Source organism: Paenibacillus sp. FSL K6-1217 (assembly GCF_045040735.1).
Lineage (GTDB): Bacteria > Bacillota > Bacilli > Paenibacillales > Paenibacillaceae > Paenibacillus_AQ.
Genome location: NZ_CP150271.1, coordinates 4,331,312 through 4,346,456, shown reverse-complemented (window position 1 = coordinate 4,346,456; position 15,145 = coordinate 4,331,312). Strand labels below are relative to the sequence as shown.

The following is a 15,145-nucleotide window of genomic DNA, read 5'->3' as shown; positions in this document are numbered from 1 at the left end:
GCTTGATATGGAAAAAAGATGGTACGTTGTTCATACCTATTCCGGGTATGAGAATAAGGTCAAGGCCAATTTGGAAAAACGCGTTGAGTCCATGGGCATGGAAGACAAAATATTCCGCGTTCTTGTTCCTATGGAAGAAGAGCTGGTAAACAAGGATGGCAAGAAAAAAACTGTCATGCGCAAAGTTTACCCTGGTTACGTTTTGGTCGAAATGGTTCAGACGGATGATTCATGGTATGTAGTCCGCAATACGCCGGGCGTTACCGGATTTGTCGGTTCAACTGGTTCGGGCTCTAAGCCTACCGCTCTGCTACCCGAAGAGGTTGAACAGATTCTGAAGCATATGGGCATGGTTGAACCTAAAGCGAAGATTGATTTCGAAATTAAGGAATCCGTACGTATTATGGTCGGTCCATTTGCGAATTTTGTGGGCTCTGTGGAAGAGATTTTGGCAGACAAAAGCAAGATCAAGGTGCATGTCAACATGTTTGGACGGGAAACCCCGCTGGAGTTGGATTTCACTCAAGTGGAGAAGATATAACAAGCATAAGGGTTTCTTGTGGGAGAATGCTGCTTAGCATTCGAATACCACTATTTACGCAAGGAGGTGTCACTCATGGCTAAAAAAGTTATTAAAATGGTGAAACTGCAGATTCCTGCAGGGAAAGCGAATCCAGCGCCTCCAGTAGGTCCGGCGTTAGGTCAAGCAGGTGTCAACATCATGGCATTCTGTAAGGAATTCAACGCTCGTACTGCCGACCAGGCTGGCCTGATCATCCCGGTTGAAATTACAGTATTTGAAGACCGTTCGTTTACCTTCATCACCAAAACTCCTCCGGCTGCTGTTCTGCTTCGCATCGCTGCAAAAGTAGAAAAGGGCTCCGGTGAACCAAACAAGAAAAAAGTAGCGAAGCTGGGCCGCGCAGCGGTTCGTGAAATCGCTGAAACCAAAATGCCCGACCTGAACGCTGCATCTGTTGAAGCTGCAATGCGTATGGTTGAAGGTACTGCCCGTAGTATGGGAATCACAATCGAAGACTAATAAGTATTCGATGAACCGGTCATTTATGACCGCAATATGTGGGAGGAATTTCCGCTAAGACCACAAAGGAGGAACATTTTCATGGCTAAACATGGTAAGAAATACATGGAATCTGCTAAGCTGATTGACAGCGAAGCGACTTACGAGCCTTCAGAAGCTGTAGAGCTTGTGAAAAAGGCGGCAACTGCCAAGTTCGACGAAACCGTTGAAGCAGCAGTTCGTCTGGGTGTAGACCCGCGTAAACAAGACCAGGCAGTTCGCGGTGTTGTTGTCCTGCCTCACGGCACCGGCAAAACCCAGCGCGTGCTTGTATTTGCAAAAGGTGAAAAAGCGAAGGAAGCGGAAGCTGCTGGCGCTGATTTTGTTGGTGATGCTGACATGATCAACAAAATTCAACAGGGCTGGTTCGAATTCGACGTCTGCGTTGCTACACCTGACATGATGAGTGAAGTCGGTAAACTGGGTCGTCTGCTCGGTGGTAAAGGCCTCATGCCTAACCCTAAAGCGGGTACAGTTACTTTCGACGTTACCAAGGCTGTTCAAGAAATCAAAGCCGGTAAAATCGAATACCGTCTCGACAAAGCGGGCCAAATTCACGCGCCAATCGGCAAAGTGTCTTTCAACGCTGAACAACTGAACGAGAACCTTAAAGCTCTTATGGACGCTTTGAACCGTGCGAAACCGGCTGCTGCCAAAGGTGTATACCTTAAAGGCATCGCTATTTCGTCCACAATGGGACCTAGCGCTCGTGTGAACGCAGCTGCTTTCAGATAATTAAAGGTTGACTCTCCGAGTTATCTTTGATATTCTATAACAGTTGTGAACATTAAGGTGATCAATCTTAAATGTGAATATGCTTACCGTAGACAGTAGGTGCCGTAGGGCTTAATTTCCTACCGAGGTGTTGTGATAGAAACAAAAAGTGACAGGCTCGCCTGACTAACTTTCCGTTTTATCAAGCCTTCGTGAATCTGCGGAGGCTTTTCTAATGCCTGCGTAGGAGCGGCGTGGCTTCCCCGGAAGAATCGCCGTGACATAAATTTTCAGGAGGTGTATACAATTGGCAAATGCAAAAGTAATCCAAGCTAAACAGGATGCGGTGGATGTTGTTACCGGCAAACTGCAGAACAGTGTCTCCACTGTAGTTGCAGACTACCGCGGATTGAACGTATCGCAAGTGACTGAACTGCGTAAGCAGCTTCGTGAAGCTGGCGTTGAATTTCAAGTCCTGAAGAACACACTGCTTCGCCGTGCAACTGCGGCAGCTGAGTTGACTGATCTGGACGCTGTCCTGACTGGTCCTACAGCGATCGCATTCAGCGAGACTGATGCGGTAGTAGCAGCTAAGATTCTGAATGACTTCGCTAAGAAGAACGACGCTTTGAAACTGAAAGGCGGCGTTGTAGAAGGTAAAGTTATCGATGCGGACCAACTGAAAGCACTGGCTGAACTGCCATCCCGCGATGGTTTGCTCTCCATGCTGCTTAGTGTGCTTCAAGCTCCAATGCGCAACTTCGCGCTTGCAGTTAAGGCTGTTGCTGAGAAAGAAGAACAAAGCGCGTAAGCCTTTGCTTCTGGCTTCATAATCAAGACCACAAACCAATTCAAATATAATGGAGGTTCAATCATGAGCAAAGAAACAATCCTGGAAGAAATTAAAGGCATGAGCGTATTGGAACTGAACGACCTGGTTAAAGCAATCGAAGAAGAATTCGGCGTAACTGCAGCAGCTCCAGTAGCAGCTGGCGGCGCAGTAGCAGCTGTAGAAGTAGAACAGTCCGAATTCGACGTAATTTTGACAAGCGCTGGCGCTTCCAAAATCAACGTTATCAAAATCGTTCGCGAAATCACAGGTCTTGGCTTGAAAGAAGCTAAAGACGTTGTAGACAACGCTCCAAAAGCAATCAAAGAAAAAGTAAGCAAAGAAGAAGCCGAAGCTACCAAAGCAAAATTGGAAGAAGCAGGCGCAGCTGTAGAAGTAAAATAAGTTGATTCAATAGGTACTGCCCCGGAGTAGAAGCAATTCTCTCCGGTTCCTGCAACCCCCTTGAACTTGTTCAAGGGGGTTGCTCTATAAAGGAGCGTTGCAGGTTAGTATAGTTCAACTTGAAAGGGAGGATTGTATGTCGCAGCATTATTACTCGCAGCAGCCGGAGGCGCGTCATGACAGACGCAGCATCGATACGGAGCTGAGAGGCAAACGCCTCCGCTTTACCAGCGACGCCGGTGTTTTTTCCAAAGGGGATATTGATCATGGCAGCCGTGTTCTGATTGAGGCAATGGAGATTCCGGAGCATGCTAAGGTTCTGGATGTGGGCTGCGGTTACGGACCCATAGGGATCAGTGCGGCGCTTCTTGCTCCGAAGGGACATGTCACGATGATTGATATCAACAGCCGTGCGGTAGAGCTTGCCCGCGAGAATGCGCAGCATAATGGAATCCGCAATGTTACGGTGATGGAAAGTGATGTGCTATCGGCAGTAGAGGGGCAGACATTCGATGTGATTCTGACCAACCCGCCTATTCGCGCCGGCAAGGCAGTAGTGCATGGGATTTTTGAGCAGGCGTATGAGCATTTGAATGAGGGCGGATGTCTGTGGGTTGTCATTCAGAAGAAGCAGGGGGCGCCGTCGGCGGTTGCCAAGCTGGAGAGTTTGTATGCGCTGGTAGAAGAAGTAGGCAAAGACAAGGGCTATCGGATCCTAAAAGCTCAAAAATAAATAATAATACTCATTGACATGCAATGCCCACAGTGGTATTATTATAAAATGTCAGTATTAAGCTAGGCTCCATGTCTTTAGTTTGCTGAAATGTCAAGTGATATATTGTCGCCCGGTAAGCGCATGCCGCACGGCAGGTTTTTGCGAATTCCGTTCTCTATGTTCCTGTCACGGCGAAGGTCGCCGGGACAATAGATAATAGCGCATGAACTGTAGCCTGGTGACGTATAATACGCACGTTTTGGGCAAATCTACTGGATAAGGAGTATTTTGGCCGTGGATAGATGTGCTCTTTTTTCGAAAGATTTCGATAAGGGGCTTTTCTGTATTTATGGCTGAATCCTTGTGGTATGGTTCCATTATACGGGTCCAAACAAGGGTTCGCAATCAATTTTTAAGTGAGTAGACATGAGGGGTGAGTAAAGTTGGCAGGACATCTTGTTCAGTATGGTCGACGCACTCGGCGGAGCTATGCGAGAATTAACGAGGTACTCGAGGTCCCGAACCTGATCGAGATCCAACAAAAATCTTATGATTGGTTTTTGGAGGAAGGATTGCGGGAAATGTTCCAGGACATCTCGCCGATCCAGGATTTCACAGGGAATTTGGTGCTAGAGTTCATTGATTACAGCCTGGGTGAACCGAAGTACACGGTTGACGACGCTAAAGAGCGGGACGTAACATATGCAGCTCCGCTGCGTGTGAAGGTGCGTCTCATCAATAAGGAGACCGGTGAGGTTAAAGAGCAGGAAGTGTTCATGGGAGATTTCCCTCTGATGACGGAGACCGGCACTTTTATTATCAATGGTGCGGAACGGGTTATTGTCAGCCAGTTGGTTCGCTCTCCAAGCGTCTATTTCAGCACAAAAGTGGATAAGAACGGTAAAAAAACTTACACCGCCACAGTAATTCCAAATCGCGGAGCCTGGCTGGAACTGGAGACCGACGCTAAGGACATCATGTATGTCCGTATCGACCGTACCCGTAAGATCCCGGTAACAGTGCTCTTGCGTGCTCTGGGCTTCGGCAGTGATGCTGAAATTCTGGAACTGCTTGGCAATGATGAATATATTCGCAACACGCTGGATAAAGACAACACGGATTCCACGGAGAAGGCGCTTATCGAAATCTACGAACGTCTGCGTCCGGGCGAACCACCGACACTTGATAATGCCAAGAGCCTCTTGGTTGCGCGTTTCTTTGACCCGAAACGTTATGATTTGGCCAATGTAGGCCGATACAAAATCAACAAAAAGCTGCATATTAAGAATCGTCTGTTCAATCAGCGTCTGGCCCAGCCTTTGGTTGATGAGTCTACCGGAGAAATCCTGGCAGAATCCGGCCAGATGGTAGACCGCCGTCTGCTTGATGAGCTGATTCCTTATTTCGAGAAGAGCATGGCTGCCAAAAACTACCGCGTAACCGGCGGTGTAATGGACAGCGAAGATATTCCGCTTCAGACGATTGACGTATTCTCGCCAATCGAAGAAGGCCGTGTCATCAAACTGATTGCCAATGGCAACATTGATAAATCGGTTAAGCATATTACTCAGGCTGATATTATATCCTCAATCAGCTACTTTATTAATCTGCTGCACGGTATCGGCAACACGGATGATATTGACCATCTGGGTAACCGCCGTCTGCGTTCTGTCGGTGAACTGCTGCAGAATCAGTTCCGTATCGGTCTATCCCGTATGGAACGCGTAGTCCGCGAGAGAATGTCGATTCAGGATGCCAATGCGATTACACCGCAGGCCCTGATCAACATCCGTCCGGTCATCGCGTCCATCAAAGAGTTCTTCGGTAGTTCACAGCTGTCCCAGTTCATGGATCAGACGAACCCGCTTGCCGAGCTTACGCACAAGCGCCGTCTGTCTGCACTCGGACCCGGCGGTCTGACACGTGAACGCGCCGGCTTTGAAGTCCGCGACGTCCATCACAGTCACTATGGCCGTATGTGTCCAATCGAGACACCGGAAGGTCCGAATATCGGTCTGATCAACTCCTTGTCCACCTTCGCCCGCATCAACGAATACGGCTTTATCGAAGCTCCGTATCGTTGGGTAGATCCGAAGACTGGTAAGGTAACGGAGCAAATCGATTATCTGACTGCCGATGAAGAAGATAACTATGTAGTTGCGCAGGCGAATGTACTGATCGATGAGGATGGCTCCTTCAAGGAAGACCAGGTTATCGTTCGTTACAACAAGGATTCCGACAACATCACTACCATGCCGAGCAACCGTGTAGACTACATGGACGTTTCGCCAAAACAGGTCGTATCTGTCGCGACGGCGCTCATTCCGTTCCTTGAGAACGATGACTCCAACCGCGCACTGATGGGATCGAACATGCAGCGTCAGGCCGTTCCGCTTCTCATTCCGAAGGCTCCGCTTGTAGGGACAGGAATGGAACATAAGTCTGCTAAAGACTCCGGCGTATGTATTGTCTCCAAATATGACGGTATTATCGAACGCTCCTCTGCCAATGAAATCTGGCTGCGCCGTGTTGAGGCAGTTGAAGGCAAGGAAGTTAAAGGCGATATCGTTAAATATAAATTACACAAATTCATGCGTTCGAACCAGGGTACCTGTATTAATCAGCGTCCGCTGGCCAAACGTGGGGATATCGTTAAAAAAGGTGACATTCTGGCAGATGGACCTTCCACAGAAATGGGCGAACTTGCGCTTGGCCGCAACGTAGTCGTTGCGTTCATGACTTGGGAAGGCTATAACTACGAGGATGCGATCCTGCTGAGTGAGAAGCTGGTGAAGGAAGATGTGTACACTTCGATTCATATCGAGGAATACGAATCCGAAGCCCGTGATACGAAGCTCGGACCTGAAGAGATCACGCGTGATATTCCGAACGTGGGTGAAGAAGCGCTCCGCAATCTCGATGAGCGCGGAATTATCCGTATCGGTGCGGAAATCAATGCCGGCGATATTCTGGTAGGTAAGGTTACTCCTAAGGGTGTAACTGAGCTGACTGCTGAAGAGCGCCTGCTGCATGCAATCTTCGGTGAGAAGGCTCGTGAAGTCCGTGATACCTCCCTGCGCGTTCCGCATGGTAGTGATGGGATTATCGTTGACGTCAAAGTGTTCACCCGCGAGAACGGCGATGAGCTGCCTCCTGGCGTGAATCAGCTGGTTCGTGTCTACATCGCCCAGAAGCGTAAGATTTCTGAAGGGGATAAGATGGCCGGACGTCACGGTAACAAGGGTGTCGTTGCCCGTATCCTGCCAGAAGAAGATATGCCGTTCCTTCCGGACGGTACGCCGGTACAGGTTGTCCTGAACCCGCTGGGCGTTCCTTCCCGTATGAACATCGGACAGGTGCTTGAAGTCCACATCGGTATGGCTGCACTGCGTCTGGGTATCCACGTGGCTACACCGGTCTTCGACGGAGCCCGTGAGTATGACGTATTCGATACGATGGAGGAAGCAGGCATGCAGCGTAATGGTAAGACTGTGCTGTATGACGGACGTACAGGCGAACGCTTCGAGCGTGAGGTTACTGTCGGCGTCATGCACATGATCAAGCTGGCGCACATGGTTGACGATAAGATTCATGCCCGTTCTACAGGTCCTTACTCTCTCGTTACACAACAGCCACTGGGCGGTAAAGCTCAGTTCGGCGGACAGCGTTTCGGGGAAATGGAAGTATGGGCGCTTGAAGCTTACGGCGCGGCTTATACACTGCAGGAGATTTTGACTGTGAAATCCGATGATGTGGTCGGCCGTGTCAAAACGTACGAATCCATTGTCAAAGGCGAAAACGTTCCAGAACCGGGTGTTCCGGAATCGTTCAAGGTATTGATCAAGGAACTGCAGTCGCTTGGTATGGATGTCAAAATCCTTAGCGGTGACGAGCAGGAGATCGAGATGAAGGAATTGGACGATGAGGACGAGACGTCAAGCGACAAGCTGAGCCTCAATTTGGAAGGCACAGAAGTCGGCATAGAGTAGTTCACCAGCAAGCCACTAATTTCATTACACAAAGGACCATGCCCTCTGTTGACCTTAGCGTCAAGAGAGGGCTGTGGTACTAAATCAGGATATAGGTTAAGGAGGGTTGCTCCTTGTTGGACGTTAACAATTTTGAATTTATGAAAATCGGGCTCGCTTCCCCGGAAAAAATTCGTTCTTGGTCCCGCGGAGAAGTTAAAAAGCCGGAAACCATTAACTATCGTACGTTGAAACCGGAAAAAGAGGGTCTCTTTTGCGAGCGTATTTTTGGACCGCAAAAGGACTGGGAATGTCACTGTGGTAAATACAAACGCGTCCGTTATAAGGGCGTAGTGTGCGACCGCTGCGGCGTAGAAGTTACCCGCGCCAAAGTCCGCCGCGAACGTATGGGCCACATCGAACTGGCAGCTCCGGTATCTCATATCTGGTATTTCAAAGGTATTCCAAGCCGTATGGGCCTGGCGCTGGATATGTCTCCTAGATCGCTCGAAGAGATTATCTACTTTGCATCTTATGTTGTAACTGATCCGGGGGAAACTCCGCTGGAGAAGAAGCAGCTGTTGTCCGAGAAAGAATACCGCAGCTACCGTGAGAAATACGGCTACGGATTCCAGGCCGGCATGGGTGCGGAAGCCGTCAAAAAGCTGCTTCAGGATATCGACATCGATAAAGAACTGGAATTCCTCAAAGAGGAGCTGCGTACGGCTCAAGGCCAGCGCCGCAACCGGGCGATCAAACGCTTGGAAGTCATTGAGGCTTTCCGCAACTCCGGCAATAAGCCTGACTGGATGATCATGGATGTACTCCCGGTTATCCCTCCGGAGCTTCGTCCAATGGTTCAGCTTGATGGCGGCCGTTTTGCTACGTCTGACCTTAATGACCTGTACCGCCGTGTAATCAACCGGAACAACCGTCTGAAAAGACTGCTGGACCTCGGCGCGCCTGACATTATCGTTCAGAATGAGAAACGGATGCTTCAGGAAGCTGTAGATGCACTGATTGACAACGGCCGCCGCGGCCGTCCTGTAACAGGACCAGGTAACCGTCCGCTCAAATCGCTCAGCCATATGCTGAAAGGTAAACAGGGACGTTTCCGTCAGAACTTGCTCGGTAAGCGTGTCGACTATTCAGGCCGTTCCGTTATCGTCGTAGGACCTTATCTGAAAATGTACCAATGCGGTCTTCCGAAGAAAATGGCACTGGAACTGTTCAAACCGTTTGTAATGAAAGAACTGGTTAACAAAGGGCTGGCCCACAACATCAAGAGTGCGAAGCGTAAGGTTGAACGCGTAAGTCCTGAAGTGTGGGATGTGCTTGAAGAGGTAATCAGAGAGCATCCGGTTCTGCTGAACCGTGCCCCTACGCTGCATAGACTGGGTATCCAGGCGTTCGAACCGATTCTGGTAGAAGGTCACGCAATCCGTCTTCACCCGCTCGTATGTACGGCTTACAATGCCGACTTCGATGGTGACCAGATGGCGGTACACGTTCCTCTGTCCGCTGAGGCTCAAGCTGAAGCCCGTATTCTCATGCTGGCGTCCGGTAACATCCTGAACCCTAAAGACGGCAAGCCGGTCGTTACCCCTTCCCAGGATATGGTCCTTGGTACGTTCTATCTGACCATGGACAACAAGGAAGAGAAGGGTACAGGAATGATTCTGCGCACCGTGAACGAAGCGGTCTCCGCTTATCAGCGCGGAACGGCGGGTCTGCATGCGCGTGTTGCAATCCCTGCTAAGGCTCTGGGTAAAACCAGCTTCACAGAAGCGCAGCAGAATGCACTGCTGATCACTACTGTGGGTAAGATTATCTTCAACGAAATCTATCCAAGCAGCTTCCCGTATATTAACGAAGCCACCAAAACTAACCTGCTGCAGGGAACACCTGAGAAGTATTTCATCTATGAAAAGGGTGCGGATGTCCGCGAACTGATCATGGCTGCTCCGGAAGCCAGTGCTGTAGGTAAAGAATATCTGGGCCTCATTATCGCCCGCTGCTTCGAAACGTATCACACCACCAAGACTTCAGTGATTCTGGATAAAATCAAGCAACTCGGCTTCACGTACTCTACACGTTCCGGTGTTACGGTTGCCGTATCGGATGTTATCGTGCCTGAGGAAAAAGTTACAATTCTTAAAGAATCCGAAGCTAAGGTTGATGTGGTTGCGAACCAATACCGCCGTGGTCTGATCACCAATGATGAACGGTATGACCGCGTCATCGAGATCTGGTCGAAGACTAAGGATGAGCTTACCAACGTCCTGCTGAAATCGATGGACCGTTTCAACTCCATCATGCTCATGGTTGACTCCAAGGCGCGCGGTAACAAATCGCAGATCACACAGCTCGGCGGTATGCGCGGACTGATGGCAACACCTTCGGGCCGGATCTTTGAATTGCCAATCAAAGCGAACTTCCGTGAAGGTCTGACTGTCCTCGAGTACTTTATCTCCACTCACGGAGCGCGTAAAGGTCTGGCCGATACAGCGCTGCGTACAGCGGATTCCGGGTACCTGACACGCCGTCTGGTTGATGTGGCGCAGGATGTCATTGTCCGTGAAGAAGATTGCGGTACCGACAAAGGCTTCATGGTCAGCCGGATTCAGGATGGCAAGGAAGTTATCGAGGATCTCTACGACCGTATTGAAGGCCGTTATTCCTTCGAGACCGTCCGTCATCCGGAGACGAAGGAAATCCTCGTTCACCGTAACGATCTGATTGACTCCGATAAGGCTGAAGAGATCGTGAATGCTGGCGTAACCAAGCTGCAGATCCGCTCTGTACTGAGCTGCCGTGCCCGTCACGGTGTCTGCAAGAAGTGCTACGGACGTAACCTGGCAACAGGTAAATTCGTGGAAATCGGGGAAGCTGTCGGCATTATTGCCGCACAGTCCATCGGTGAACCGGGAACACAGCTTACCATGCGTACGTTCCATACCGGCGGTGTTGCCGGAGACGATATCACGCAAGGTTTGCCGCGTATCCAGGAGCTGTTTGAAGCCCGTAACCCTAAAGGTCAGGCGACAATCAGTGAGATTGACGGGGTAGTGAAGGAAATCCGTGAAACCAAGGACCGCCGCGAAATCGAGGTTCAGGGTGAAGCAGAGTCCAAGACTTACTCCATCACTTATGGCTCCCGTCTGCGTGTCAGCGAAGGCCAGGAGATCGAGGCCGGCGATGAGCTGACAGACGGTTCCATTGACCCTAAAGAAATGCTGCGTATCAAAGGGATCCGCGGGGTACAGAACTACATTCTGCAAGAAGTTCAGCGTGTATACCGTAACCAGGGCGTTGAAATCAATGATAAGCACATTGAAGTTATGATTAAGCAGATGCTGCGCAAAATCCGGATTATCGATGCCGGAGATACCAGTCTCCTGCCGGGTGCCTTTGCGGATATTCATGAATATGAAGCAGCCAACAAGGAAGCCATTCTTGCCGGAAATGAACCAGCAGTGGCCAAACCGGTTCTGCTCGGGATTACCAAGGCATCTCTGGAAACTGACTCCTTCCTGTCTGCGGCTTCCTTCCAGGAAACTACCCGCGTCTTAACGGATGCAGCGATTAAGGGTAAAGTGGATAAGCTGCTGGGTCTGAAAGAGAATGTTATCATCGGTAAGCTGATTCCTGCAGGTACGGGTATGAACCGTTACCGCAATGTGAAGCTGAGCGACCCGAATGCACAAAGCAGCGAAGAAGCTTTAGAGCCGGTTCCTGCTGAATAATTGAATACTCATGGCAAGCAGTATCCGCGTCACGCAGGAATGTGGCGTGACGCGGCTGTCTGCTGTGATTATTAATAAATTTATTGTCGTTTTTCTTGACATCATGTGCTGTGGATGCTAATATGTCTAAGGTGCGTGAGTAGTCTTGTCATTCTTATTCAGTGGAGGTAATGTGTTTCATGACTGATGACAGAGGGTTACAGGATGCTCAGGTCAAGATCGGTTCCAAGCAAACCGTCAAGGCGGTGGAGATGGGCCAAGCCGCAGAAGTCTATGTGGCAGAGGACGGAGATCAACGGCTTACTTCCAGAATTGTAATGCTTTGCAACAAACAAGGTGTGAAGGTCACGTATGTGGACACAATGCTGAATTTGGGCAAGGCCTGCGGTATAGAAGTTGGTGCTGCGATGGCAGCCGTCTTAAAACAATAGCAGCAAGAGAACGTTTTTGTACCGGGGTACACTTCGGCAGCAAGGACTTTTCATTTGTCTTTTTATGAACCACCTGGGTCTGTGGACTTAGCGTTTGTAAATTGGCTATCATTTCAGGAAGGGGGTGGCACAACATGCCAACTATTAATCAATTGGTTCGTAAAGGCCGTCAAGCCAAAATCGAAAAATCCAAATCTCCCGCTCTTCAAAAAGGGTTCAACGCCCTCAAGCGTGAGGCTACAAATTTGAGCGCTCCGCAGAAACGCGGTGTGTGCACTCGTGTAGGCACAATGACTCCACGTAAACCAAACTCAGCACTTCGTAAGTATGCCCGTGTTCGTCTAACGAACCGTCTTGAGGTGACTGCTTACATTCCGGGTATCGGACACAACCTTCAAGAGCACAGTGTAGTATTGCTGCGCGGAGGTAAAGTTAAGGACCTTGCAGGAGTTCGTTACCACATCGTTCGTGGTGCACTGGATACTGCAGGTGTTGCTAACCGGATGCAGGCTCGCTCCAAGTATGGTGCGAAACGTCCTAAGGCCAAGAAATAAGATAAGCATATCTGAATAATAACCATTTAAGAAAGGGGGATATCCATGCCACGCAAAGGTCCAGTTACTAAGAGAGATGTATTGCCAGATCCATTGTATAATAGCAAGTTGGTTACTCGTTTGATCAACCGTATTATGCTGGGTGGTAAAAGAGGTGTCGCTCAAAGCATTTTGTACAATTCATTCAAGTTGATTCAGGAACGTACAGGTAAAGAGCCGATGGAAGTTTTCGAAGCAGCCATCAAGAATATCATGCCTGTACTGGAAGTTAAAGCTCGTCGTGTCGGCGGCGCTAACTACCAGGTACCTATCGAGGTTAAACCTGAGAGACGTACTGCTTTGGGATTACGTTGGCTTGTAAACTACTCACGCAACCGCGGTGAGAAGACGATGGAAGAGCGTTTGGCGGCTGAGATTATCGATGCTTCCAACAACACAGGCGCTTCCGTGAAAAAACGTGAAGATACACACAAAATGGCTGAAGCGAACAAAGCGTTTGCTCACTACCGCTGGTAGGATTGCAGCCGTTCAAATAACTTCTATTTTGAAAGGAGATCCATTTTATGGCAAGAGAGTTCTCCTTAAAAAATACACGTAATATCGGGATCATGGCACATATTGATGCTGGTAAGACTACTACCACTGAGCGGATTCTTTTCTATTCAGGCCGTACGCACAAAATCGGTGAAGTTCACGAGGGTGCTGCTACAATGGACTGGATGGAGCAAGAACAGGAGCGCGGAATTACCATTACTTCCGCTGCTACCACTGCTGCTTGGAAGGGTCACCGCGTTAATATCATTGATACCCCAGGACACGTTGACTTCACCGTTGAAGTCGAACGTTCCCTGCGTGTATTGGATGGGGCAGTAGGCGTATTTAGCGCCAAAGAGGGTGTTGAACCTCAGTCCGAGACTGTTTGGAGACAAGCTGACCGTTATAGTGTACCGCGGATCGCCTATGTCAACAAAATGGATATTATCGGCGCTGATTTCCTTAATGTAATTGATTCTATGCGTGATCGTTTGATGGCTAATGCCGTTGCTATTCAATTGCCGATCGGCGCAGAAAACGACTTCATTGGGATTATCGACCTGATTGAGCAAAAAGCTCATATGTTCAAGGACGATTTGGGGCAAAACATTGAAATAACAGACATTCCGGCAGAATACCTTCCAAAGGTTGAGGAACTTCGTCTCGAATTGATCGAGAAAGTTGCTGAACTTGATGAAGAACTTACAATGAAGTATCTTGAAGGTGAAGAAATTACAATCCCGGAAATCAAAGCAGCATTGCGCAAAGGCGTATGTGAAGTTAAGATTTTCCCAGTAATTGTCGGATCCTCTTACCGTAACAAAGGGGTTCAGCTTATGCTGGACGCTGTTGTTGATTACTTGCCGTCACCTCTTGATGTTCCAGCTATTATTGGTCATCATGATGATGGATCTGAAGGGGTTCGCCATTCTTCGGATGAAGAGCCGTTCTCAGCTTTGGCATTTAAAATCATGACAGACCCTTATGTAGGTAAGCTTACGTTCTTCCGTGTATACTCTGGTGTTCTGGAGTCCGGATCGTACGTAGTCAATGCTACTAAGAACAAACGTGAACGTATCGGACGTATTCTGCAAATGCATGCGAATAGCCGCCAAGAGATTTCCATCGTGTACTCTGGTGATATCGCTGCTGCTGTAGGATTGAAAGATACAAGCACGGGCGATACACTGTGTGATGAGAAGAATCCAATTATTTTGGAATCTATGAACTTCCCTGATCCGGTTATCGAAATTGCCGTTGAACCAAAAACCAAAGCCGACCAAGATAAATTGGGCGTTGCTCTCGGTAAGCTGACCGAAGAAGATCCAACTCTTCGTGCGCATACTGATGAAGAAACTGGCCAAACGATCCTGGCAGGTATGGGCGAACTTCACTTGGATATTATCATTGATCGTATGCGCCGTGAGTTCCACGTTGAAACTAACGTTGGTAAACCACAGGTTGCTTATCGTGAAACATTCAATGCGCCTGCTCGCGTCGAAGGTAAATTCGTTCGTCAATCCGGCGGACGCGGTCAATACGGCCATGTATGGGTTGAATTCGAACCTCTCGAGGCTGGTACTGGCAACCAATTCGAAAGTAAAGTAGTCGGCGGTTCTGTACCTAGAGAATATGTCGCTCCTGCACTTGCGGGTATTGAAGAAGCTATGAAAAATGGTGTTATCGCAGGCTTCCCGCTTGTTGATGTTAAAGCCACTATCGTAGATGGTTCTTATCATGATGTTGACTCCAATGAAATGGCGTTTAAAGTTGCCGGATCATTGGCGCTTAAGGCTGCAAAAGACAAGTGTAAACCTGTCCTGCTTGAGCCAATCATGAAAGTGGAAGTAACTGTTCCTGAGGAGTATATGGGCGATGTTATGGGGATGCTTAGTTCCCGTCGCGGTAAGATCGAAGGTATGGACTCCCGTGGTGGAGCTCAGATTATCCGGTCTAAGGTGCCTCTCTCCGAAATGTTCGGTTACTCTACAACACTTCGTTCCGGTACTCAAGGACGCGGCGTATTCTCAATGGAGCTTTCTCACTATGAAGAAGTTCCTAGAAGTATTGCTGATGAAATCGCGGCCAAGAATAAAGGCGGAGAATAATTTCGATTTTTAACTTGCCGTCCGGGTATAACACATAAGTCACCTTAGAATTGCATGTAG

At 48.9% G+C, this 15,145-nt stretch carries 12 protein-coding genes and 1 other annotated feature; all 12 genes read left to right on the top strand.

Going from position 1 to position 15,145, the window contains the following annotated elements; all coding sequences use genetic code 11:
* Positions 1-7: 7 nt before the first annotated feature.
* The 12 genes from nusG (at position 8) to fusA (ending at position 15,085) form a co-directional block, all read left to right on the top strand.
* Complete coding sequence (nusG, locus tag MHH28_RS19225; RefSeq protein WP_020427084.1) at positions 8-541, top strand: transcription termination/antitermination protein NusG; 534 nt, start codon at positions 8-10, stop codon at positions 539-541.
* Between the two features lie 75 nt (positions 542-616).
* Positions 617-1,042, top strand: a complete 426-nt coding sequence (rplK, locus tag MHH28_RS19220) for a 50S ribosomal protein L11 (protein WP_019908208.1) — start codon at positions 617-619, stop codon at positions 1,040-1,042.
* A gap of 81 nt (positions 1,043-1,123) precedes the next feature.
* Entirely contained in the window at positions 1,124-1,816 is a 693-nt protein-coding gene (gene rplA, locus MHH28_RS19215) for a 50S ribosomal protein L1 (protein WP_405104584.1), read from the top strand.
* Positions 1,817-1,884: 68 nt separating this feature from the next.
* Positions 1,885-2,038 (top strand) — a sequence feature (ribosomal protein L10 leader region).
* Between the two features lie 64 nt (positions 2,039-2,102).
* Positions 2,103-2,606, top strand: coding sequence for a 50S ribosomal protein L10 (gene rplJ / locus MHH28_RS19210; RefSeq protein WP_036721864.1), 504 nt, complete (start codon positions 2,103-2,105; stop codon positions 2,604-2,606).
* 63 nt (positions 2,607-2,669) lie between these two features.
* Positions 2,670-3,029: a 50S ribosomal protein L7/L12 gene (gene rplL, locus MHH28_RS19205; protein ID WP_405104583.1), complete on the top strand. Its 360-nt coding sequence runs from the start codon at positions 2,670-2,672 to the stop codon at positions 3,027-3,029.
* A 136-nt stretch (positions 3,030-3,165) separates the two neighbouring features.
* The gene (locus MHH28_RS19200; protein ID WP_405104581.1) at positions 3,166-3,762 is read left to right on the top strand and encodes a class I SAM-dependent methyltransferase; all 597 of its coding nucleotides are present in this window, start codon (positions 3,166-3,168) and stop codon (positions 3,760-3,762) included.
* A gap of 425 nt (positions 3,763-4,187) precedes the next feature.
* Positions 4,188-7,733 (top strand): DNA-directed RNA polymerase subunit beta, encoded by a 3,546-nt coding sequence (gene rpoB / locus MHH28_RS19195; RefSeq protein WP_405104579.1) that lies wholly within the window; start codon positions 4,188-4,190, stop codon positions 7,731-7,733.
* Between the two features lie 113 nt (positions 7,734-7,846).
* Complete coding sequence (gene rpoC / locus MHH28_RS19190) at positions 7,847-11,458, top strand: DNA-directed RNA polymerase subunit beta' (RefSeq protein ID WP_405104577.1); 3,612 nt, start codon at positions 7,847-7,849, stop codon at positions 11,456-11,458.
* A 179-nt stretch (positions 11,459-11,637) separates the two neighbouring features.
* A complete protein-coding gene (locus tag MHH28_RS19185; protein ID WP_238655649.1) occupies positions 11,638-11,889 on the top strand; it encodes a ribosomal L7Ae/L30e/S12e/Gadd45 family protein in 252 nt (83 codons plus the stop codon).
* A gap of 134 nt (positions 11,890-12,023) precedes the next feature.
* Entirely contained in the window at positions 12,024-12,443 is a 420-nt protein-coding gene (gene rpsL / locus MHH28_RS19180) for a 30S ribosomal protein S12 (RefSeq protein WP_020427075.1), read from the top strand.
* A 45-nt stretch (positions 12,444-12,488) separates the two neighbouring features.
* Complete coding sequence (rpsG, locus tag MHH28_RS19175) at positions 12,489-12,959, top strand: 30S ribosomal protein S7 (RefSeq protein ID WP_020427074.1); 471 nt, start codon at positions 12,489-12,491, stop codon at positions 12,957-12,959.
* 47 nt (positions 12,960-13,006) lie between these two features.
* Positions 13,007-15,085, top strand: a complete 2,079-nt coding sequence (fusA, locus tag MHH28_RS19170; RefSeq protein ID WP_405104573.1) for an elongation factor G — start codon at positions 13,007-13,009, stop codon at positions 15,083-15,085.
* Positions 15,086-15,145 lie beyond the last annotated feature (60 nt).

Bases quoted from the DNA above. Each gene is read 5' to 3' on its own strand.
- nusG (WP_020427084.1), top strand. From the start codon at position 8: ATGGAAAAAAGATGGTACGTTGTTCATACCTATTCCGGGTATGAGAAT.
- rplK (WP_019908208.1), top strand. From the start codon at position 617: ATGGCTAAAAAAGTTATTAAAATGGTGAAACTGCAGATTCCTGCAGGG.
- rplA (WP_405104584.1), top strand. From the start codon at position 1,124: ATGGCTAAACATGGTAAGAAATACATGGAATCTGCTAAGCTGATTGAC.
- rplL (WP_405104583.1), top strand. From the start codon at position 2,670: ATGAGCAAAGAAACAATCCTGGAAGAAATTAAAGGCATGAGCGTATTG.
- MHH28_RS19200 (WP_405104581.1), top strand. From the start codon at position 3,166: ATGTCGCAGCATTATTACTCGCAGCAGCCGGAGGCGCGTCATGACAGA.
- MHH28_RS19185 (WP_238655649.1), top strand. From the start codon at position 11,638: ATGACTGATGACAGAGGGTTACAGGATGCTCAGGTCAAGATCGGTTCC.
- rpsL (WP_020427075.1), top strand. From the start codon at position 12,024: ATGCCAACTATTAATCAATTGGTTCGTAAAGGCCGTCAAGCCAAAATC.
- rpsG (WP_020427074.1), top strand. From the start codon at position 12,489: ATGCCACGCAAAGGTCCAGTTACTAAGAGAGATGTATTGCCAGATCCA.
- fusA (WP_405104573.1), top strand. From the start codon at position 13,007: ATGGCAAGAGAGTTCTCCTTAAAAAATACACGTAATATCGGGATCATG.